Consider the following 23,936-nt stretch of genomic DNA (forward strand, 5'->3'; position numbering starts at 1 on the left):
CCTTGTTTAAATTTTATAAATAGTACTACTATTAAATAATATATTATATTAAAAAAAAATTGTCAAATACAAGGAGACAGTGAAACATATAGGAAAATTATAAAATTCTAAGAGCATTTTTTCCTAAAACTTTAGCTTGTTCAGTAGGATTTAGCCCTGAATTTTCAATTTCTTTAATGTAACGTTTCATAGATATAAGTGGGAAATCGCTACCAAATAATATTTTGTCTAAAATACCAATTTCTTTTGCAACTCTGTATATGCTTTTGTCATATAAAAAAGGGGATGCAGCAGTATCATAATATACATTTTTATTTTGTGCTTTTATTTCTGGCATTAATTCATAAAATAATAGTCCTCCACCCCAATGGGCAAATATTATTTTAAGATCAGGAAAGCTTTCAGCAAATTTATATGCTTTAACAGGTGTTGTATCAGTTTTGCCACTATAATAATGTCCTACTGGTTCATTTGTGTGAATTATTACAGGTAAATTTCGTTCTATACAAATATTTGCTAAATTTTTCATTTCATTAGGGTTTGATATATCAAATCCTTGACCATCGGGAAAAAGTTCTCCTATTCCACATAAACCTTTATCCATACATCTGTCTATTTCTTTTTCAAGTTGATTAGAATTTGGTACAACTGAAATATACCCTATAAATTTATTAGGATATTTTTTTATAGATTCAATTACATAATCATTTACATATTGACAAAGTCCCATGTCTTTAAAAGCAAAACCAAATATAACTGATTTGTCAACGGAAGACTTTTCCATTTCTTCAACTATATTTTCAGCTGTTGCAAATTTGTTTACTGGGCTTTCACTTAGAAGCTTAAAATAATCTTCTTTTTGAGCAACTTTTTCCCAATTTTCTATTATATAAGGTGGTGTTACATGAACATGAAAATCTATTCTCATACTTATTCCTCCATTTTTATTAATTTATTTATATAATTATAAAAGTTAAACTTAAAGCTTATATATATAGTATAATATATTTATAGTAGTAGGGGAAATTAAAAAATAACATTACTATTAGATTTAAATTTTAGAAAGAGGTGTTAATTAATGGTGGAATTAGAAAAATTAAAGATAGATTTTGCTAAAGCTGTAGAAGAATTATTAAAAGTAGCAAAATTAAAGGAAGAGGATATTTTAGTTATAGGCTGTAGTACTAGTGAAGTAGCAGGGAAATCTATTGGTTCTTCGTCTTCGCCAGAAATGGGAGCGGAGTTTATAAAAAGTATAATGCCTATTATTGAAAGGGAAAATATTTTTCTAGCTGTCCAATGTTGTGAGCATTTAAATAGGGCATTGGTAGTGGATGAAAGATGTGCAGAAAAATATAATTTGACAATTGTTTCTGTAGTGCCTTATTCTGATGCTGGAGGATCTTTAGCATCTGCTTATTATAGATATTTAAAAAATCCTGTAGTAGTAGAAGACATACAAGCTCATGCAGGTATAGATGTAGGGGATACTTTTATTGGTATGCATTTAAAAAAGGTTGCTGTACCAGTTAGATTATCCAGTAAAAGTATTGGTTCAGCTCATTTGACAGCAGCCAGGACAAGACCAAAGCTTATAGGTGGGGAAAGGGCAAGATACAAGTAATTTATACTAAATGAAAAAATAAGAAAAAGCAAGAAATTTTAATATATTTCAAGGAAATCGAAAATATTTACACTATATCAACTTTATTAATACTTGAAATATTATCCATATTACGATATCCTATATATTGGATTGAACATTTGTATTAGCACTCACCAAATGAGAGTGCTAACAAAAAACAAATGGAGGTGGTAAACTATGGCAAGTTTATTACCATTTGATCCTTTTAGAGAATTAGACAGAATTCGTAAAGAAATGGATGATTTCTTTGACAGATCCCTTGTTAATTTACCAGAGGAAAGAGTGATGATTGCTGTACCAGAAGTAGATGCTTTCAAGACAGATGATAAATTACTTATGTATGTTGAGGCACCTGGACTTAGTAGTGATGATATAGAAGTTACTGCTACTGAGGATACTATAAATATTAGAGGAGAATTTAAATTACCAGAAGTTCCAGATGGTGCTGAAGTATTAATGCGTGAACGTAAATATGGTGAATTTAACCGTACATTTAAATTGCCAGTATCAATAAAACCAGAAGAAGTAAAAGCTTCTTACAAAAATGGAGTTTTAGAAATAAGCATACCATTAGCAGAAAAGCATAAGACTCATAGTATAGAAATTAGCGTAGAAGATGATGAAGATAAGAAAAAGATAAGTGGCAAGAAAAATTAATTTACGGAGGTGATGTTTGATGGCAAACATTACTAGAAGGGATCCAGTATTTGATGAAGGAAGATCTTTACTTTCATTGCAACGTAATATGGATAAATTATTTGACGAGCTATTTAGATGGAGCGAAAGTATGTGGCCTTTTGTAGAAAGAGGCGATGAAGGATATATATATGTTGATATAATAGATAAGGAAAAAGATATTGTAGTTAAAGCGAATGTGCCAGGATTTAGAGAAGAAGATATAAATATTGAAGTGGCAGAGGATAGCTTAATTATCAGCGGAAAGATTGAAGAAGATACAGATAAAAAAGAAAAAGAAAAAGAAGAAATAAGATATATACTTAAAGAACGTCCACAAAAAATGGCTTTTGAACGAGTAATACCTTTGGGCGTTAAAGTAATGCCAGATAAGGCTAAAGCTACATTAAAAAACGGAGTTTTAGAAATAACAATTCCTAAGGCTGAAGCAACTGAAAAGAAAACAATAAAGATTGAAGTAGAATAATAAAATATATTTAACCTCCCAATTTAAACAAAAGTTTAAATTGGGAGGTTTTTGTTTAAAAAATTCTACATATTTGCTATAATATAGTAAATAGATAAGAAGAAAGTAGGCGATAATATATGTTACCTCTTAGAGATACTGCTTCTAGGCGGAAATTGCCAGTTGCTACTTTAACTATTATAACTGTAAATGTGATAGTATTTATAAATCAAATGATATTACCTTATAATGAAGCATTGGAAATGATATATAAATATGCATTTATACCATCTAGATTTGTAAAAGGATTTAAACACATAGAATCCTATATTCCATTGTTTACTAGCATGTTTATGCATGGGGATATAGTGCATATTATAAGTAACATGTGGTCTTTATGGTTGTTTGGAGATAATGTTGAAGATCATATGGGAGCATTTAGATTTTTTGTTTTTTATATACTTACAGGTTTAATAGCAGGATTTGCTCATTTTATTTTTAATCCTATGTCTGATTTACCAACAGTAGGAGCCTCAGGAGCTATTGCAGGAGTAATGGGAGCTTATTTTATTATGTTTCCCCATTCTAGGATAATAAGTTTAATACCATTTTTTCCATTTTTCATAGGGGTGCCTGCTCCTATATATTTATTTATATGGTTTATAAGTCAACTTCGTTCAGGAATAATGTCAACTATTGTAGGAGTTATAGGAGGAGTGGCTTGGTGGGCTCATATATTTGGATTTTTAGCAGGCATGTACTTATATAAATACTTTATAAAAATAGATAGGAGATGGTAAATACTTCAAACTGTAGTTTGAAGTGTTTACCATAAGCTTTTGAAACCTAATTTTTAATATTTTTAAATATATATTAAATAGAGCTTCAAGGAGGATTAGTCTACAATTGCCTTATCTCTCCATTTGCCTTTTTTATAGAAGAATATATTAATTACTGCTCCAGATATCCAAGCAATTAATAAGGATACAAAAACTGATTCTGGTCTTCCTGCAGGATATTCTGGACTTTTTGTAAAGTGTGCAATTGTATATGCAATAGGTACTCTTAATACGATAGTGGTAATAAAGGATATCCACATGGGTGTTAAAGTATCACCTGCACCACGCATTACTCCTGATAGACATTGAGTTATTGCCATTGCAATATATCCTGCTGCAAGAATACGCATCATATGCATACTTAATTCAATAAGTTCATTGGTGTTAGTAAATAGAGCCATAAGATGTTTCCCAAAAGTTAAAAGAATTATAGTAATGATAGTTGAAACACCAACTGCTATTTTTAGACCATCTTTTACTCCTTTTTCAACTCTATCCATTTTATTAGCACCTATATTTTGTCCGACAAAAGTTGTCATAGCATTTCCAAAGGTAAAATTAGGCATCATGGCAAATCCATCTACACGCATTACAATAACATTAGCTGCAATTACCATCTCACCAAAACTGTTAGTAAGGGATTGTACAGCAATCATTGCAAAAGAAAATATTGCTTGAGTTAAACCAGAAGGTAAGCCTAACTTTATAAGCTTAACAACATACTCTTTTACTGGTTTTAACATCTCTAAATTTAATTCAAAAATATCTTTCATTTGTCTTAATTTTATAAAACAAAGTATTGCTGATATTCCTTGTGCAATTATAGTTGCTAAAGCAACTCCCCCAACTCCCATATTGAACTTTGCAACAAATAATATATCCAATACTACATTTATACTGGTAGAGATTAGAAGAAATACAAGAGCTGATATAGAATCACCTAAACCACGTAAAATTCCTGATAAAATATTAAAATAGGAAAATCCAGCTATACCTAAGAAAAATATTTTTAAGTATTCTTCAGCCCAATATATTATTGATTCTGGTGTATTTAAAAATGTGAGGAAGGGTTTTACAATCAATGTTCCTATTATCATAATTATAACTGAAACTATTGCAGTAATAGTTATTGAAACTCCAATAGAACGGGATAAGGATTCCTTATCTTTTGCACCAAAGTATTGTGCAACCATTATACTTGTACCTGTAGCAACTCCTACAAAGAAAACTAGCAACATGTGCAATACTGGTGCAGCACTTCCTACTGCAGCAAGAGCATTGTCCCCTATATATTTCCCAACTATTATTGAGTCAACAGTATTATATAATTGCTGAGCAATATTTCCAATTAGTAATGGAATTGCAAATTCAATAATTCTTTTCCAAGGGGTACCTTTAGTCATATCTTTTGGAGCAAGTAGCTGTTTAATATTTATCATACGCATCCCTCCATTTGCAATTAAAAAAGACCTAAAAAGGTCGCAACAAAAATTAAGTTTTATAAGTTTTATTTACTACATTATATAACATAAAAAAATAATTGTCACGTAAAATATTTCGATAGTCTAAAAAGTATATAATATGATATAATTCTTATTATGAGGATGTCTTATATATAAGTATAAAAATATTAATTTGTAGGTGATATACTATGAGGTTTTTTGGTGGTATTTTTTATGATATAGAAGATGAAAGGGTAATAGAAGCAATTAGATCTATTCCTAGGGAATTATTTGTACCAGATGAGTTTAAAGATTATGCTTATGTAGATAGTGCATTGCCTATTGGATATGGGCAGACAATTTCCCAGCCATCTTTGGTAGCATATATGACTCAGTTGCTTGAACTTGACAAGAACAAAGAGGTATTGGAGATAGGTACTGGCTCTGGGTATCAAACTGCCTTATTAGCAAAATTAGCTAAAAAAGTATATACTGTTGAGATTATAGAAGAACTTCAAAAAAGGGCAAAAAAGATATTGGATAAGTTAGGATTAGACAATATAAAATATAAAATAGGTAATGGATATGAAGGATGGGAAGAATATGCTCCTTATGATGCTATAATGGTTACAGCTGCACCGCCTGAAGTTCCAGAAAAACTATTGGAACAACTTAAAGATAGTGGCAAAATGGTTATACCAGTAGGGAAACCTGGTCATACTCAAGTACTTAAACTTATAATAAGAGAAGGAGATAAATTTATTGAAGAGGATCTTCAATATGTTAGATTTGTGCCAATGGTTAAATAATTAATTAAAGGGGGTTTTATATTGATACTTATAATAAATTGTTTATTGGAGGAAAAAAGCATTTTAAAATTTAATGAAGCTCTGAAATATAATCTAGGGGATTTACATATTGATTATGAGATTATAAGAGCAGTAAGTATGGATGAAATATCTGATTTAAATAAATATACCCATTTAATCATATCAGGCTCAGCAGCTTCAGCTAAAGAGGATAGACCTTGGAATTACAATCTAGAAAATGCAATAATACATTTTATAAATAATAAAAAACCAATATTGGGAATATGTTATGGACATCAATTTCTTGTTAGAGTATTAGCTGGAGTAGAACATGTAAGAGTTGCTGAAAGAGGAGAAATTGGTTTTGCAAGAATTGATATAGATGATAATGAATTGTTTGAAGGAATAGAAAATCCTGTATTTTGTGTATCTCATTATGAGGAAGTATTTGACTTAAACGATGATTTTAATATAATTGCTAGAAACAAAAATTGTTCTGTTCATGGATTTCAATATAATAATTTGCCAATTTGGGGTACTCAATTTCATCCAGAATATAGGGTAGAGGATATGATGGAAAGCATTAAAAAGAAGCAAAAAGAAGATCCTGATTTTAAAAAGTATTATATAAATGAATTAAAAGATGAACGAGAAATGCTACAAAATAAATTAATATTTAAGAATTTTGTAAATTCCAATAATATTTGTCTAAGACCTCACCATCTAATGTGTATTCAATCTTATGTAGGTAAAGGTTATAGTGAAAAATTTATAGAGAATATGGATACTGTAGTTGAGAATTTAAAGGAAAATCCAAATCAAATTATTAGGATAGTTAAGGGAAATGATCATATATGTAATTATTGCCCTCATAATTTGCATGGAGTAAAATGTGAATCAGATGATAAAGTAAATATCATGGATAAAAAAGTATTGGAATATTTAAATATTGCACCAGGCAAATATAGTTATAGTGAATTGCTCAATAGGCTGAAAGAAATAAGAAATGAAGAAGTTTTTAAGAATATATGTAGAGATTGTGAGTGGTATACTCTATGTTATTAAATATTAGGAGGTTTTAAAAAATGGGTAAAAAATCAATATCTAATGAGCTTATTAAGAAATGTTCTGAGTATTATAATTCTGATTTAAATAACAAGGTATATTCAGATGCTGTGATAAGAAATGGACTTGTGGATGTAGCATTAAGGCATGATGCCATTGCAAATATGCATTTTCATTTTTCTGAGGAAATTGATGTGGGAAAAGTTACAAATCAGAAGAAGACTGGAAGATGCTGGATGTTTGCTGGTTTAAATTGTATACGTCATAGTATTTCTAAAAAGTTACAAATGGAAGAAAAGGATTTTGAGCTTTCTCAAAATTATATATTTTTTTGGGATAAGCTAGAAAAATCAAATTTATTTTTGGAAAATATTATAGCTACTATTGACAAGGATTTAGAAGATCATGAAGTTATAGGATTACTAAGTTCACCTGTTCAAGAAGGTGGAAGATGGGGACTATTTGCAAAACTTATAGAAAAGTATGGAGTAGTTCCTAAGTATGCAATGCCAGATTCTAAAGCTTCAGAGGATTCAAAGATGCTTAACGAAATACTTAATTACAAAATGAGAGAATATGCTAAAATATTAAGGGGAATGTATAGAGAAGGTAAATTAATTGATGATATAAGGGAAGAAAAAGAAAGCATGTTAATTGATGTATATAATATTTTATGTCGATTTATGGGAGAACCACCAAAGACTTTTGACTTTGAATATAGGGATGTTGATGGAGACTTTCATAGAGAAAGGAATATAACACCTTTAGATTTTTATAATAGATTTTCAGATGTAAAGCCAAAAGATTATATTGTATTGGTAAACTATCCCACAGAGGATAAGCCTTTTGGGAAAACCTATACTTTAAAATATCATGGTAATGTAGTTGACGGTGAACCAATTAAATATTTAAATATGGATATAGATGTATTAAAAGAACTGGCTATAGCTCAAATTAAAGGTGGAGAACAGGTTTCATTTGGTTGTGATGTAGGTAAGATGTCTCATAGGGAATTTGGAATTATGGATACTAACTTGTTCAATTATGAAACTGTTTTGAATACTAAGTTTATTATGGATAAATCCGATAGACTTATGTATAGGGCTAGCGGTTCTTCCCATGTAATGACCTTTGTTGGTGTTAATCTTGTAGATGGAAAGCCTAATAGATGGAAAGTTCAAAATAGTTGGGGAGAATCAGAAGGAAATGAAGGGTTTTATGTAATGAGTGATGAATGGTTTGATGAATATGTTTTAAGAGTTGCTATAAATAAAAAATATGTACCTAAAGAAATAATAGAAGCTTATGAACAAGAGCCAATAGTTTTAAGTCCATGGAATACATTAGGTCCAGTGTTTTAGTTGTAATTCATAAAAATCAAATTGTTTATTAGATAATTAGATAAATTGGAGCTATACTTTATAGGCTTGATTTATATAGTGTCACCTGAGAGTATAGCTTTTTTATGCAAGTGTACTTTAATTCTATTATATTTAAGGAGGCATATATTTAAGTGGATACTTTGAATAAAAGAAAATTAATCATTGACACGGATCCAGGTATCGATGATGTAGTAGCTATTGCCATAGCATTATTTGATGAAACTTTAGATGTAGAACTTATTACAACGGTTGCAGGCAATGTAGATGTAGAGAGAACTACCAATAATGCGTTGAAATTAGTGGAGTTTTTGGGGAGAGATGTGCCAGTAGCCAAAGGAGCTAGAAAGCCTTTAATGGTGGACTTGGAAAATGCTAGTGAAATTCATGGGAAATCAGGATTGGATGGATATGAATTTAAAGAACCTAGTAGAAAGCCTTTAGAGGATAAGGCGATTGTAGCTATGAAAAATGTAATTATGGAGTCAGATAGTGCTATTACATTAATGGCTATAGGACCACTTACTAATATTGCTTTATTGCTAAGTGTATATCCAGAGGTAAAGAAAAATATTCAAGAGATAGTGTTTATGGGTGGTTCTACTACTCGAGGAAATAAAACACCTATGGGTGAATTTAATATGGTTACAGATCCTGAGGCAGCAGATATAGTGTTTAAAAGTGGGTTACCAATAGTGATGTGTGGTTTAGATTTAGGGGAAAAAGTTCTCATTTATTTAGAAGATAGCGAGAAGATAAGAAAATTAAATAAAACTGGTGAAATGATATATTCTTTATTTAAACATTATAGGGGAGGAAGTTTTTATAAAGGCTTAAAGATATATGATAGTTTTGCTATAGCTTATATATTAAAGCCTGAAATGTTTGAAACAAAAGATTGTTATGTAGCAATAGAAACTTTTTCATCTTTAACTAGGGGGTGCACAGTGGTAGATTTAAATAATTGTTGGAGAAAAGAGCCTAATGTGAAGGTATGTTTAAATGTGAATGAAAGTGAATTTAAAAAATGGCTTATTGAAGCTATAGCTAAATGTATATGAAATAAGAGTAATCTTATGGATAAAATAGCAGTTATAGGGATTTAGTGTAAGTTAATGAAAAATCTGAGAACTCTAGGAGAACGTATGTATTGATATATCTGATAAAATATGATAATCTATACTAAAAATGAATTAAAGAATAAGGAGAGGAGTATTAATGATTAATAAACAAGAAGAATTAATGACAATTCAAGAAGCAAGTGAATGGGCAAGTAATTATTTAGATAGAGAAGTAACTGCATCTAATATATCTTATTTAATACAATATGGACGAATAAAAAAAATAGAAAAGAATGGAAGAATTCAAATATCAAAAAAAGATTTAAAAAATTATTATGAATCTTATTTAGGGAAAAGAGAAATAAAATGGAAAAAACAATTAGGGGATGATTTAAATTGGGAATTATCTTTTGATAATTTAAAAGAAGCAGATACTACAAAACACGTACATAGGTTGCATCCTTATAAAGGGAAGTTTATTCCGCAATTAGTAGAATATTTTTTAGATGATCATACTGATGCGTATAAGGATGAAGTTTATTTTAATAAAGGTGATATTGTTCTTGATCCTTTTTGTGGTTCAGGAACTACTCTTGTTCAAGCTAATGAATTAGGTATACATGCTATAGGAATTGATATTTCAGAATTTAATACGTTTATTAGTAATGCTAAGATTACAAGATACAATTTGGAAGATATTGAGTATGAAACTAATAGAATATTAAAAATGTTAAATGAAATGGATGAATCATCAAATATAGTAAAGTTTGAAAATGAATTATCAGATGTGTTATCGAAATTTAATAATAGATATTTCCCTTCACCAGAATATAAGCGTAAAGTAAGAAACAAAGAGATAGATGGCAAAAAATATGGAAAAGAAAAAGAAAAAGAATTTTTACCTATATATTATAATTTAGTAAACAAATATGGAATAAAATTAAAACAAGATAATGATGAAACTTTTTTAGATAAATGGTATATAAGCAATGTACGTAAAGAAATAGATATGACTTTTGACTTGATTAAAGATATTAAAAATATAAATACAAAAAAAATAGTAGCTTTAATTTTAAGTAGAACCATGCGTTCTTGTAGAGCAACTACTCATTCTGATTTAGCAACATTAAAAGCTCCTGTATTAACTACTTACTATTGCCATAAACATGGGAAAATTTGCAAACCTTTGTTTACTATATCTAATTGGTTTTCTAGATATAGTAATGATACTATAAAGAGATTAAGAGAATTTGATAAATTGAGGACTGATTCATATCAAATATGTTTAAGTGGAGATTCAAGAAATATGGATATTTTTGAAGTAATAAAAGAAAAAAATAAGTTGTTTTATGAATTATTAAGGGAAAATAAAATAAATGGCATTTTTACTAGTCCCCCTTATGTAGGTTTGATAAATTATCATGAACAACATGCATATGCTTATGATCTATTTGGATTTAATAGGCGAGATGATTTAGAAATAGGACCTCTTTTTAGAGGAAGGGGAAAAGAAGCTAGAAAATTATATGTACAAGGTATTTCAGATGTGTTAATAAATTGTAAAAGATTTTTGGTAGATGATTTTAATATTTTTATAGTAGCTAATGATAAATATAATTTATATCCAGAAATTGCAAAGAAGTCTGGATTAAAAATAGTTAATGAATTTAAAAGGCCGGTTTTAAATCGAACAGAAAAAGATAAAAAAGCCTACTCTGAGATAATATTTCATATGAAAAGGAGATAAAAAATGAATTTACCTAAAGATAAAGTAGAAAAATTATCACATCTGGTAATAGAGGTGTTGTTTAAACGATTTGAGACTTTTCCTGATGATTCAATGAATAATAGAAATGCACCTTTTCATGAAGCTTTTTTAAAAGCATTTTCTGATAAGCTTAATGGTAAAGTGATTGATATACCTTTTTTTATAAGCCTTAGTAGTTGGTTACATGGGTTAAACACTACATTAGGACAGACTTTTTTTGAAAAAGCTGCTCATATATTATCAGATGGAGAAAAAAGAGAATATACTTCCAAAAAATTAGGGAATTTACAAATTTCAAAAGTACAGAAAGACAATATTAATAAGCTTATGACTGAATTAAGTACTTCTGTTAGAAAACCAAATTTGATAGAAGAAAATAGAATTCTTTTTGTTGAGGATTCTTCGGAAAGAGAAAATGCTAATAATTTTTCGTGTGATGTTTTTATTGAAGATGAGAATGAAATAATTGCTATTGAATTAAAATCTGTCAAGCCCAATTCTGGAGAAATGGCAGGAGAGAAACGTAAGATATTAGAAGGGAAAACTGCATTATTTGAGAATTTTCCAGGCAAAAAGATTAGATTTTATATGGGCTTCCCATTTGATCCAACGGCTATGAAACCTTTTGAAAATAATAAAGATAAATTTATGAATTCTATTATTAACTGTAGGAAATATTTTGATAGGGATGAAATTTTATTAGGGGATGAATTATGGGATTTTTTATCTGGAACGAATAATACTATGCAAGAATTAATAAACATAATAAATATAATTGCAACTACTGATTTTTTAGATAAATATAATTTTATTAATGATAAATCAAATATATGTTTAAATGGATATGAAAAACAGCTTAAAACATGGAATCTATTTTCAGAATTAGAGTTGTTAAGTAATAATAATATAATTAATGAGAAAATAAAAGGTAATAATAGATTAAATAGAATTTATAATCAAAAAGCTTTTAATAAGGGAAAATATAATTGGAATAGGTATTATACTTTAATGAAATTAATAGATAATGGCTAGCTAAATATAGTATTGAATAGTTTTAAATTTAATTTGTAGTAGATTTTTTACAGAAAAAAAGTCAAACTTTTAAGGGGGGTTCCACAGCATATGCGTTTAGAAATATTTGATTTTATTGATGATACCATTGAATTAGTTGAAAGTCATAACGCTATTCTTCATAAAGGTGCTAAAGAAATAGAAGATTTTTTTGAAGATATATTTTTAAGTTGTGATAATGTATTAAATATTACTTCTAGAGTTAAATCCTCTACAAGTTTGAAGGAAAAGATACTAAGAAATGACTTTTATTTGAAGTATAAATCCCCAGAAATCCTTTTTGAAAATCTATCAGATTTAATAGGAGTAAGAATAGAATGTAGATTTATTGAAGATGAAAAAAATGTGTACGAAAAATTATTAGAGTTATTTGATATTTCTTATGGGAAGGATTATTATTATAATGAAAAAAAGCCAAATATATTGTTAAAACTAGATGATACTCAACCTCAGCTGCAAAAAAATGGGTTTGAAATATATAGAATAGATGGAAAATATGTAAAGGGTGATATTGCTATTAATTTCGAATTGCAAATTCAATCTTTGGTAAATGTATTTTGGGGTGAAGTAGAGCATAAGGTACTATATAAAAATTATAAATATTTGCTTACAGAAGATTTTTTTAAAGATGTAATGTATTCTTTGAGGGAAAATTTAAATATGATAGATGGACAACTTATGATATTATATAATCATTTAAGAGATATGGATGAATCTAATGAACAAAAAAGAAGAGAACAGCTAGAGGCTCTTTTATCTAAAATTGTATATGAAATATATTCAGAAAAAACTAAAGAGGAATTTGGATTTATAGTAGATTATAGGAAGACTTGTGATGTTATAGTATCTTATGTTTTAAGAAAGAATGGTTCTTGCGAGGGAAACAATTACAATGATGTATTTATTAGGGTTTTAGAGAGAATATATGAAATTGAAGATCAAGAAGTACATTTTGATAGTTATATTGAATTTGAAAGAGAAATAAATTATGAGGATGAATTTTGTAAAAGAATAGGGGAAGGGATTTTAGAGATAATAAACAAAGATTTTAAATGGAATTTATTTTTTAAAATTATATTTCAAATTGAATTGGGGAATAATGCAGAAGCTTTTGAAGGATTTTTAATATTTTTAAGAGATAGATTTATTAATAATTTAAATGACAACCCAATACTAAATACTAGATTTAATAAAGAACAAAAAGAAGAATTTATAGATTATGTTATGGATCTTATAGCTAAAAGTTTTATAGAAAATAGGCATATAGAATTTATAAATGATGATAATATTGATTGTATAAATAGAAATATAAATGTTACTTTAAATAAAATTGCAAATTATGAAATGTGGAAAGAAAATATCAATTATTTTACAGATGAACTTTTAATGAAATTAAAAATTGATTCTGAAAATGTTAAATTATTAGTCGAAGTTTAAAAAGTGTTATAATATACTATAGTTTAATATTACATGAAGGGAGTCTTTTTAGTGAAAGATATTAGAGTTAGATTTGCTCCTAGCCCAACGGGATATTTACACATAGGTGGAGCTAGGACTGCACTTTTTAATTATTATTTTGCTAGAAAATATGGAGGAAAATTTATATTAAGGATAGAAGATACTGATAGGGAAAGGCTTAAAGAAGATTCTGTACAACAGATACTTTCAAGTATGAAATGGCTAGGAATAGATTGGGATGAAGGACCAATTTATCAATCAGATAGATTAGATTTATATAGAAAAGAAGCTAATAGATTAGTAGAAGAAGGAAAAGCTTATTATTGTTTTTGCACCCAAGAGGAGATGGAAAAAGATAGGGAAGAACAGAGAAAACGTAGAGAGCCTTTTAGATATTCTGGTAGATGTTTAAATCTTTCGAAGGAAGAAATAGAGAAAAATTTAAGAGAAGGAAAGCCCTATGTAATTAGAATAAAAACTTCAAAAGAAGGAACTACGGAAATAGAAGATTTGATTAGAGGAAAGGTATCTTTTGATAATAGCCAGATGGATGATTATATCATATTAAAATCTAATGGAATGCCTACCTATAATTTTGCTTGTGTTGTAGATGATCATCATATGGGAATTACCCATGTTATAAGGGGAGAAGAACATCTGTCCAATACCCCTAAGCAGGTATTGATGTATAAAGCTCTAGGTTATGATATACCACAGTTTGCTCATATTTCTATGATACTTGCTCCTGATAGAAGTAAATTAAGCAAAAGACATGGTGCTACTTCAGTAGAAGAATTTAGAGAAAAGGGATATTTAAAAGAAGCGTTGGTTAATTATCTTACTCTATTAGGTTGGTCTCCAGGAGATGAGACTGAGATATTTAGCATGGAGGATACTATTAGTAAATTTTCTTTAGATAGAATAAACAAAACAGCTGCTATATATGATATAGATAAGCTTACTTGGATGAATGGAGTTTATTTAAGGAAACTGGATTTAGATTATATTACTCAAGAGGCAATTCCTTATTTAATAGATAAAGGATTAATAAAGAAAGAAGAAGTTGAGGAAAAATACGAATATATTAAGAGAGTAGTAGATGCTGTTAGAGAAAAGGTAAAACTTCTTCCAGAAATAGCAGACGCTAGTGAATACTTTTTTAAAGATATTGAGGAATATGATCCAAAGGGCGTCAAAAAAAGGTTTAAAAAAGAAGGAGTTGTGGATCTACTTGAAAAAGGAAAGATTGCATTAGCAAATGCACCATCTTTTGATGTAGAAACTGTGGAAAAAGTTTATAGAGATTTAATTGCTGAATTGGGAATAAAAGGTGGAGATATTATTCATCCTACTAGATTAGCTATTTCAGGAAGAACTGTAGGTCCTGGACTTTTTGATATTATATCAATATTGGGAAAGGAAACTGTTATAGAAAGAATGGATAAAGCTATAGATTTTATTAATAAAAATTGTTGAAATTTATAGCAAAAAAGAGTATAATGTATATTGTTCAAATAATAGTTCCGGGATTGTGTAGCTGGTAGCACATGTGACTCTGGATCACAGAGCCTAGGTTCGAATCCTAGTCCCGGAGCCACTTTAAACATTTGGCCCCATGGTCAAGAGGTTAAGACATCGCCCTCTCACGGCGAAGACAGGGGTTCGATTCCCCTTGGGGCTACCAGTTAAATAACTATCAAAAAAGGTGCCAGGCACCTTTTTTGATAGTTATTTTTGTGAGGAGATATAATTTTAATTTTCACTCCGAACCTAAGTAGACATATAAAATTCCTTATGCTATAATTTTTATAATAAGTATAAAAATAGGGAAGCAGGTATAAAGTGGAATAATACAGAAAAATTGATAAAAATATGAAAATTGCTGTAAATAGTTTTTAAGGAGGGTTTTATATGTGTGGTAAATCTGGTATTAATGGATTTTTTGAAAGATGTTTTAAACTTAGTGAGCATGGTACTGATACTAAGACAGAAATTATGGCAGGAATTACTACTTTTATGACTATGGCGTATATTTTAATAGTAAATCCTAATATACTATCAAAAACTGGAATGGATTGGGGAGGAGTATTTACTGCTACAGCTATTTCTTCCATAATAGCTATACTTATGATGGCGTTTTATGCTAATTATCCCTTTGCTTTAGCACCTGGTATGGGACTTAATGCATTTTTTACTTATTCTGTTGTAGTGAAAATGGGTAAATCTTGGCAATTTGCATTAACGGCAGTATTTTTAGAAGGGATTATATTTATAATATTATCTTTTCTTAATGTAAGAGAAGCTATATTTGATGCGATTCCTGTGAATTTAAAGAAAGCAGTGTCTGTAGGCATTGGATTATTTATTGCACTAATTGGCTTTTCAAATGCAGGAATAGTACAAGCTGGAGACGGCACTATATTAGAATTAGGTAATTTAACTAGTAAAGGACCACTTTTAGCATTAATAGGTTTAATAATAATGGGAGTATTATTAGCGAAAAATATAAAAGGAGCTTTGTTAATAGGGATACTTGCAACCACTATAATAGGAATTCCAATGGGAATAACTCAACTTCCGGATGCAGTATTTAAATTACCGCCATCTATATCACAAGTAGCTTTTCAGTTTGAATGGGAAAATATATTTACTTGGGATATGCTAATTGTAGTATTTACATTTTTATTTGTTGATGTATTTGATACAGTAGGAACATTAGTGGGAGTTGCTTCTAAGGCTGATATGTTAGATGAAGAAGGTAAACTTCCAAGAGTTAGTGAAGCTTTGCTTTCGGATGCTGTAGGGACTGTAGTTGGTGCTTGTTTAGGGACTAGTACTGTAACTACTTATGTAGAATCGGCAGCAGGAGTAGCTGATGGAGGAAGAACAGGGCTAACGGCATTGTCTACAGCTGGAATGTTTTTTTTAGCATTATTTTTCTCTCCAATATTTGGGATGGTACCAGGAGAAGCAACTGCTCCAGCTTTGATATTAGTGGGATTATTTATGATAAGCCCAATTAAAGAGATAGATTTAGATGATTTTACAGAAGCAATACCTGCGTTTTTAACTATAGTTATGATGCCTTTTGCTTATAGTATTGCAGAAGGTATAGTATTTGGGATGGTATCCTATGTGATACTAAAACTTATAACTGGAAAGAGGAAAGATATATCAATAGTGATGTATATACTAGCAATATTATTTATATTAAAAAATATAGTGGGGATATAAGGAAAGTAGTATTTTTTATTTCGACAAATTGATCCTTTTTCAAATATATTTCCCGGGAAAAAATAAAATTTAAAAATTATGTAGAATAGTACAAATATTAAATGCTAGGTATTTTGGGGAGGGGTACTGATGGGAAGAAAGCCTAGAATTGAGTACTATGGTGCTATATATCACATAATTCAAAGGGGCAATAATAGAGAAGCAATTTTCAAAAGAGATGAAGATAAAGTATGTTTATTGAAAATTTTAAGTGAAACTAAAGAAATGTATGATTTTAAAATATTTGCTTATGTAGTAATGAATAATCACTATCACTTTTTAATTCAAACCCTTAATATACCTATTAGTAAAATAATGCATCAAATAAATACTAGATATGCTAAATATTATAACTATAGTACTGGAAATACTGGTCCAGTATTTGAAGATAGATATAAGGGAATATTAGTACAAGATGAGTCTTATTTATTAGCTCTTATAAGATATATACATAATAATCCAGTGGCTGCAAAAATATGTCCTATTATGGAACAATACAAGTGGAGTAGTGATATGTTTTATAGAATGAATATGGATAATATGGTGGATATAGACGAATTTTTAAATATATTATCACCTAATAGAGTAGAAGCTATTAGAATATATATAAAATTAATGGATAAAGATGATTTAGAATATCAAATTTTAGAAGAAATATATGAAAAAAATGATGTAATAGGAAATGAAAAATTTAGAAAGTCATTGGAAGGCACAATGGAAGTGTTAAGTTTGGATGAAATATTAAAAAAAGTATGCCCTACACCGGTAGAGTACGATTTAATAAAAGCTGGTTCAAGAAAAAGATATTTAAGTAAATACAAAAGGGAATATATAGTTTGGGGAAGGGAAGAAGGTTATTCTTACAGTGCCATAGGTAGTTTTATAGGCATAACTTCAGCAGCTGCTAGAAATTTAGTAGAAGAAGGGGATTAACATAATGAAAAATTGGGTAATGGAGGATTTAGATGAGTAAAAGGGAGAGAAAAGATTATATATACATATTTATCATATTATTGATAATATCATTTTTCATTTCATTTGGTATAGGAAGATATCCAGTATCTATTGATCAATTGTTAAAGGTTTTAAGTTCTAAAATATTTCCCATAGAGAAGAATTGGCCAGATACCATAGATACCATAGTATTTCAAGTGAGACTTCCTCGAATAATAGGGGCAATATTAGTTGGAGCTTCCTTATCCCTTTCAGGTGCAGTATATCAAGGCATGTTTAAAAATCCATTGGTTTCTCCAGACATATTAGGAGTTTCATCAGGAGCAGCTTTTGGAGCAGCTTTAGCTATCTATTTATCTTTTAATACAGTAGGTATACAAATAACTTCATTTATATTTGGACTCATAGCAGTTGGGTTAGTTTATTTGATTAGCAGTAAAATAAAAGAAGAACCTATAATATCTTTGGTAATTACTGGAGTATTAGTAGGTTCTATATTCACTTCTCTTACATCTTTAATAAAGTATTTAGCAGATACGGAAGATAAGCTTCCTACTATAACCTTTTGGTTGATGGGTAGTTTATCTAGTATTTCCCCTAGAGATATAAAAGTCATAGTCGTTCCTATAATATTAGGTATTATCCCTTTATTTATATTGAGATGGAAACTAAATGTATTATCTTTGGAAGAAGATGAAGCTAAAACTTTAGGGCTTGATACAGGAAAGACTAGAATAATTGTAATAATATGTTCTACACTTATAACGGCTGCTTCTGTATCTATATCTGGGATGATAGGTTGGATTGGCTTGGTGATACCTCATTTAAGTAGAATGATAGTAGGACCAGATTATAGGATATTGATTCCTACAACCTTATTATTAGGAAGTACTTATTTACTATTGATAGATAATATAGCTCGAGGATTGACAACGGTGGAAATTCCTTTAGGAATACTTACCTCATTGATAGGTGCACCTTTCTTTATATTTTTACTTTTGACCAATAAAAGGAGCTGAGAATATGATACATGTGGATAATTTAAGCTGTGGTTATAAAAATAAAAAAATATTAAAAAATGTATCTTTTCAAGGGGAATCAGGAGATATAATATGTATTCTTGGACCTAATGGCTCAGGAAAATCTACTTTAATAAAGACCATAGTAGGTTTATTAGAGCCTATAGAAGGGAAAGTGTGTATAGAAGGTGAAAATATAAAAGATTGGAGTTTTAATAGAAGATCTAAAAATATTAGTTATATACCTCAAACCTTTAGTTCTACTTTCCAATATACAGGTTTAGATATAGTACTTATGGGGCGTACTTCTTATTTAGGATTTGGTTCTTCTCCTACTGAAGAGGATGAGAAAATAGCACTAGATGCTATGAAAATGTTAAATATATTGGAGTTGAAAGATAAAATATATTCAAATATGAGTGGTGGAGAACGACAATTGGTTAAAATTGCTCAATCTATTGCTCAACAAGCTAAAATAATAGTGATGGATGAACCAACTAATAATTTAGATTTTGCTAATCAAGTAATTATGCTAAATTATCTTAAAGAGTGTGCTAAAAAAGGCATGATAATTATTATGGCTACTCATTTTCCAGAACAAGTATTGTCTTTTGGGACTAAAACTCTTTTGGTAAAAGATGGTATAGTCAAGGTAGTAGAGGATCCTCAGAAAAATTTAAAAGATAAAGATCTTAAAAATTTATATGGTATAGATATAAGGATAGTAGAGTTAAGTATTGAAAATAAAACTGTAAAGATGTGTTTACCTATATATTAAAAAACTAGGAGGATTATGATGAAAAAGAGAATTATATTCATATTACCTATTTTTATAATGATTTTTTCTCTAATAACAGGTTGTACTAAGAAATCTACCGAAGGTGAGGTTACTGAAAATTTCATAGAAATAGTTGATATGGCAGGAAGAAATGTTACTATACCAGCTAAAGTAGACACAATATTTTCTACAGGTCCAGTAGGTACTATTTTGATATATTCATTAAATCCGGATAAAATGGTAGGATGGAATTATGAGTTAAGAGAAGGAGAAAAACGCTATATAGATGAAAAATATCATGATTTACCTAATTTAGGTGGTGCTGGTAAAGAATCCATAAATGTAGAAGAATTAATAAAGGTAGATCCAGATGTATTAATAGCTATGGGTACCATAGATGATACTTTTATATCTCAGACAGATGAGCTACAGGAAAAGATAGGTAAATCAATAGTAATTTTGGATGGAGATATATATAAATTAGATGAAACCTATAAATTATTAGGGGAAATTATGAACGAAGAGGAAAAATCGAAACAATTAGGTAAATATTGTAAAGATACATTGGAGGATATAGAAAAGAAATCTATAAAAGTTACAGAGGATATGAAGGTTAGTATATACTATGCTGAAGGACCTAATGGATTAGAAACTGAACCATCAGGTTCTAGGCATGTTTATGTTATAGATATAGTTGGAGGAAATAATGTAGCTGAAGTAGAAATTAAAGGAGATAGGGGTAAATCAGAGGTATCTATAGAACAATTACTCTTATGGGATCCAGAGATAATTATATCTTGGGATGATGAAAGAGGAGGATATTATTCTGGAATACTTAAGGATCCAGCTTGGAAGGATATAAAGGCGGTTAAAGATGGAGAGGTGTATGAAATACCAAACAAACCTTTTAACTGGTTTGATAGACCTCCTTCTGTAAACAGGATATTAGGATTAAAATGGATTGGAAATCTTTTATACCCAGACATATATGACTATGATATGAGAAAAGAAGTAAAGGAATTTTATGATAAGTTTTACCACTATTCGTTAACTGAATATGAATTAGATGAATTACTTCAAAATAGTATAAGACATTAAGAACAATAAGTATCTTTTACGGTGCCTGGCACCGTAAAAGATACTTATTGTATTGATTAAATGAAGTTGGTATGGGTAATTTTAATATTAGAGGGAAAATTATATGAAGTTTTACAAATATTTTACGTATGTGTTTAACAAATTTTACAAGGGACTGTTAAACTTATATTAAGAATTACCCATAAATTTTATAAATGTAAGGGAGGAAGTTTAATGAATTTTAAAAATAAACGAATACTTAGTATCTTTCTATCTTTGGCATTAATAATATCTATATTATTACCTGTAGGAAATAAGGTTTTTGCCGAAGAAGCAAAGTCTACAAAGATTACTATTGTTCATACTAATGATGTTCACAGTAGAGTGGAAGGTGATGAAAAAGAGCTAATTGGTTATGCAAAGCTGGCAACTAAAATAAAAGAATTGAAGGAAGAAAATCCAAATGTATTGGTATTAGATGCAGGTGATACAATTCATGGATTGCCAATGGCAACTATATCTAAGGGTGAATCTATAATAAAGCTTATGAATCAAATAGGCTATGATGCTATGGTACCAGGCAATCATGATTTTAATTATGGCTATGAAAGATTACTGGAATTAAAGGAAATAGCAGAGTTCCCTATTTTAGCAGCAAATGTTGTTAGAGAAGATGGAACTAAAGATTTAGAAGAGTATATTATAAAAGAGATAGATGGAGTAAAAGTTGGTATATTTGGTTTAGCAACAGAAGAGACTAAATATAAATCCAATCCTAAAAACACTGAAGGCATAAATATTACTTCTCCTGTAGATACGGCTAAAGAGATGGTTAATAAATTAAAAGAGGAAAAAGTGGATATAATTATTGCACTAACTCATATAGGTTTGGATGAAGGAAGTGTTCCAAAATCTAGTGATATAGCAGATAAGGTTGAAGGTATAGATATTATTATAGATGGGCATAGCCATACTGTATTAGAGGAAGGCAAGATGGTGGGAAATACATTAATAGCACAAGCAGGTGAGCATTTAAAAAATATAGGTATAATTAATATTGATGTTGTAGATGGGAAGATAGCTGATAAAAAAGCAAAATTAATAAAGTTTGATGAAGTGGTGGATTTAAAAGAGGATGAAAAAATTTCTAATGCAATTGAAGAATTAAAGAAAAAAAATGAGGAAGTAACATCAGTTGTTGTAGGAAAGACTAAAGTAAGATTAGTTGGAGAAAGAGAAGCGGTAAGAACAGGGGAATCTAATCTTGGAAATTTAGCGACAGATGCTATGTTGGATTTAACTGGTGCAGATGTAGCTATTACAAATGGAGGTGGGATTAGAGCATCCATCGAACCTGGAGACATAACAAAAGGTGATATATTGGAAGTATTTCCTTTTGGTAATTATATAGTAGTAAAGAAATTAAAGGGAATAGATATATTAAATGCATTAGAGTATGGAGTAGATACTTATCCTGAACCAGCAGGAAAATTCCCCCATGTAGCTGGTATGACATTTAAAATAGATCCATCTAAAGAAGCTGGAAATAGGATAGTGGATTTAAAAATTAAAGGAAAGCCAGTAGATTTAAATAAAACTTATACTGTTGCTACCAATGACTTTATGGCAATTGGTGGAGATGGATATACTATGTTAGCTGAAGGAGAATTGGTTGGAGAATTTGAAGGATTAGATGAAGCGTTAATAAAGTATATTGAAAAAATAGGAGAAGTTGATTATGAGGTTGAGGGAAGAATTACAATTTTACAAACTCCTGTAGAAGAGCCAGATAAGGAAGTTGTAGTACCAGCACCAAAAGAAAAAGAATACACAGTAAAACCAGGAGATGTGTTGTGGAAGATAGCTGAAAAATTTGGTACTACATGGCAAAAGTTAGCAGAATACAATAAGTTAAAAAATCCACATTTAATATTTCCGGGACAAAAGATATTAATACCTACTAATTAAACAAATTAAGTCTCTGCTTTGGTATATACCTGAGCAGAGGCTTTTTTAATTTTATGATAAAGATTGGTAATATATGAAAAATAAGATATAATTAATATTATAAAAGTAAATGTATAAAGGAGCGATACAATGTTAAAAACTTTAGAGTATAGAGATGGAAAATTATATATAATAGACCAAACCAAATTGCCAACTGAAAAAGAAATAATAGCAATAGAAACAGTAGAAGAATGTTTTGATGCAATAAAAAAATTAAAGGTTAGAGGAGCACCAGCAATTGGAATTGCAGCTGCTTATGGTGTAGTTTTAGGAATAAAGGATTTAGAAGAAGATGATTTTAATAGTTTTTATAATGAATTAAAAAAGATCTCTAAATATCTTGGTTCATCAAGACCTACAGCAGTAAACTTATTTTGGGCGTTAGATAGAATGGAAAAAAAGGCTTTGGAAAATAAATATAAACCAGTAGAAGAAATAAAAAAAATATTAGAAGAAGAAGCTATTAGTATACAAAGGGAAGATGAAAAAATATGCAAGAAGATTGGAGAAAATGGAATAGAAGTATTAAAAGATGGATATACAATATTAACTCATTGTAATGCAGGTGTTTTAGCTACATCTAAGTATGGTACAGCTTTAGCACCTATTTATTTAGCTAAGGAAAGAGGATGGAATATAAAAGTATTTGCTGATGAAACAAGACCACTTTTACAAGGTTCTAGATTGACTACTTTTGAGCTAATGGAAGCAGGTATTGATGTTACACTAATTACAGATAATATGGCAGCAATGGTTATGTCAAAAGGGTGGATAGATGTGGTAATAGTAGGTTGTGACAGAGTAGCTGCAAATGGAGATGTGGCTAATAAAATTGGTACTTATGGTGTAGCACTACTTGCGAAAGCTCACAATATTCCTTTTTATGTAGCTGGACCAACAACTACCATTGATTTAAAAACTCCAACAGGAAAAGATATAGTTATAGAAGAAAGGGGTAGGGAAGAGATAATATGTGGTTTTGGAAAGCAAACTGCACCTTCCAATGTAAAAGTGTATAATCCTGCATTTGATGTAACTCCTAATGAATTAATTGATGGAATAATTACAGAAAAGGGAATAGTAAGGGCACCTTATGATATAAATTTAAAAACTATCTTTTCTGGTGCCGGGGGTGAAAATTGATAGTTAT

Annotated in this window: 21 protein-coding genes and 2 tRNA genes; 21 read left to right on the forward strand and 2 right to left on the reverse strand. The window is 29.5% G+C overall.

The features are described from left to right. Positions 1-97 precede the first annotated feature (97 nt). Positions 98-928, reverse strand: a complete 831-nt coding sequence (locus JL105_RS00990; protein WP_132025604.1) for an amidohydrolase family protein — start codon at positions 926-928, stop codon at positions 98-100. Between the two features lie 150 nt (positions 929-1,078). Between JL105_RS00990 and JL105_RS00995 the strand changes: the two genes are divergently transcribed. From JL105_RS00995 to JL105_RS01010, 4 genes are all read left to right on the forward strand, one after another. Then, on the forward strand, positions 1,079-1,624 hold the full coding sequence (locus JL105_RS00995; protein ID WP_170169621.1) for a TIGR01440 family protein: 546 nt from the start codon (positions 1,079-1,081) through the stop codon (positions 1,622-1,624). Positions 1,625-1,822: 198 nt separating this feature from the next. After that, entirely contained in the window at positions 1,823-2,302 is a 480-nt protein-coding gene (locus JL105_RS01000) for an Hsp20/alpha crystallin family protein (protein WP_132025602.1), read from the forward strand. Positions 2,303-2,321: 19 nt separating this feature from the next. Next, positions 2,322-2,807: an Hsp20/alpha crystallin family protein gene (locus JL105_RS01005; protein ID WP_132025600.1), complete on the forward strand. Its 486-nt coding sequence runs from the start codon at positions 2,322-2,324 to the stop codon at positions 2,805-2,807. 119 nt (positions 2,808-2,926) lie between these two features. Then, entirely contained in the window at positions 2,927-3,586 is a 660-nt protein-coding gene (locus JL105_RS01010; protein ID WP_132025598.1) for a rhomboid family intramembrane serine protease, read from the forward strand. A gap of 95 nt (positions 3,587-3,681) precedes the next feature. On the opposite strand, the gene JL105_RS01015 is transcribed toward JL105_RS01010, so the two are convergent. Beyond that, a complete protein-coding gene (locus JL105_RS01015; RefSeq protein WP_132025595.1) occupies positions 3,682-5,064 on the reverse strand; it encodes an MATE family efflux transporter in 1,383 nt (460 codons plus the stop codon). Positions 5,065-5,276: 212 nt separating this feature from the next. Here JL105_RS01015 and JL105_RS01020 point away from each other — a divergent pair, with 212 nt between their 5' ends. The 17 genes from JL105_RS01020 (at position 5,277) to mtnA (ending at position 23,929) form a co-directional block, all read left to right on the forward strand. Further along, entirely contained in the window at positions 5,277-5,876 is a 600-nt protein-coding gene (locus JL105_RS01020) for a protein-L-isoaspartate(D-aspartate) O-methyltransferase (RefSeq protein WP_132025593.1), read from the forward strand. Between the two features lie 21 nt (positions 5,877-5,897). Then, positions 5,898-6,941, forward strand: a complete 1,044-nt coding sequence (locus tag JL105_RS01025; RefSeq protein ID WP_132025591.1) for a DUF1284 domain-containing protein — start codon at positions 5,898-5,900, stop codon at positions 6,939-6,941. 20 nt (positions 6,942-6,961) lie between these two features. Continuing rightward, positions 6,962-8,302, forward strand: a complete 1,341-nt coding sequence (locus JL105_RS01030) for a C1 family peptidase (protein ID WP_132025589.1) — start codon at positions 6,962-6,964, stop codon at positions 8,300-8,302. Between the two features lie 152 nt (positions 8,303-8,454). Then, positions 8,455-9,381: a ribonucleoside hydrolase RihC gene (gene rihC, locus JL105_RS01035; protein WP_211333310.1), complete on the forward strand. Its 927-nt coding sequence runs from the start codon at positions 8,455-8,457 to the stop codon at positions 9,379-9,381. Between the two features lie 157 nt (positions 9,382-9,538). Continuing rightward, positions 9,539-11,128: a DNA methyltransferase gene (locus JL105_RS01040; protein WP_132025587.1), complete on the forward strand. Its 1,590-nt coding sequence runs from the start codon at positions 9,539-9,541 to the stop codon at positions 11,126-11,128. Between the two features lie 3 nt (positions 11,129-11,131). Then, positions 11,132-12,181 carry a TdeIII family type II restriction endonuclease gene (locus JL105_RS01045; RefSeq protein ID WP_132025585.1) on the forward strand — a complete coding sequence of 350 codons (1,050 nt, stop codon included), beginning with the start codon at positions 11,132-11,134 and terminating at the stop codon, positions 12,179-12,181. A gap of 90 nt (positions 12,182-12,271) precedes the next feature. Then, positions 12,272-13,657: a GTP pyrophosphokinase gene (locus JL105_RS01050; protein ID WP_132025583.1), complete on the forward strand. Its 1,386-nt coding sequence runs from the start codon at positions 12,272-12,274 to the stop codon at positions 13,655-13,657. Positions 13,658-13,708: 51 nt separating this feature from the next. Then, positions 13,709-15,154 carry a glutamate--tRNA ligase gene (gltX, locus tag JL105_RS01055; RefSeq protein WP_132025581.1) on the forward strand — a complete coding sequence of 482 codons (1,446 nt, stop codon included), beginning with the start codon at positions 13,709-13,711 and terminating at the stop codon, positions 15,152-15,154. A gap of 46 nt (positions 15,155-15,200) precedes the next feature. Then, positions 15,201-15,275, forward strand: a tRNA-Gln gene (locus tag JL105_RS01060). Positions 15,276-15,287: 12 nt separating this feature from the next. Next, positions 15,288-15,362, forward strand: a tRNA-Glu gene (locus tag JL105_RS01065). 227 nt (positions 15,363-15,589) lie between these two features. Further along, positions 15,590-16,912 (forward strand): NCS2 family permease, encoded by a 1,323-nt coding sequence (locus tag JL105_RS01070; protein WP_132025579.1) that lies wholly within the window; start codon positions 15,590-15,592, stop codon positions 16,910-16,912. Positions 16,913-17,041: 129 nt separating this feature from the next. After that, on the forward strand, positions 17,042-17,884 hold the full coding sequence (locus tag JL105_RS01075) for a transposase (RefSeq protein WP_132025577.1): 843 nt from the start codon (positions 17,042-17,044) through the stop codon (positions 17,882-17,884). Between the two features lie 32 nt (positions 17,885-17,916). Next, positions 17,917-18,924 (forward strand): FecCD family ABC transporter permease, encoded by a 1,008-nt coding sequence (locus tag JL105_RS01080; RefSeq protein ID WP_132025575.1) that lies wholly within the window; start codon positions 17,917-17,919, stop codon positions 18,922-18,924. A 4-nt stretch (positions 18,925-18,928) separates the two neighbouring features. Next, on the forward strand, positions 18,929-19,702 hold the full coding sequence (locus JL105_RS01085) for an ABC transporter ATP-binding protein (protein ID WP_132025573.1): 774 nt from the start codon (positions 18,929-18,931) through the stop codon (positions 19,700-19,702). An 18-nt stretch (positions 19,703-19,720) separates the two neighbouring features. Next, complete coding sequence (locus tag JL105_RS01090; RefSeq protein WP_202690549.1) at positions 19,721-20,800, forward strand: ABC transporter substrate-binding protein; 1,080 nt, start codon at positions 19,721-19,723, stop codon at positions 20,798-20,800. 213 nt (positions 20,801-21,013) lie between these two features. Further along, positions 21,014-22,747, forward strand: coding sequence for a 5'-nucleotidase C-terminal domain-containing protein (locus tag JL105_RS01095; RefSeq protein ID WP_132025569.1), 1,734 nt, complete (start codon positions 21,014-21,016; stop codon positions 22,745-22,747). A gap of 129 nt (positions 22,748-22,876) precedes the next feature. Beyond that, the gene (mtnA, locus tag JL105_RS01100) at positions 22,877-23,929 is read left to right on the forward strand and encodes an S-methyl-5-thioribose-1-phosphate isomerase (protein WP_132025567.1); all 1,053 of its coding nucleotides are present in this window, start codon (positions 22,877-22,879) and stop codon (positions 23,927-23,929) included. Positions 23,930-23,936: the final 7 nt, after the last annotated feature.

Origin of the sequence: Keratinibaculum paraultunense, from assembly GCF_016767175.1 — a bacterium.
Lineage (GTDB): Bacteria > Bacillota > Clostridia > Tissierellales > Tepidimicrobiaceae > Keratinibaculum > Keratinibaculum paraultunense.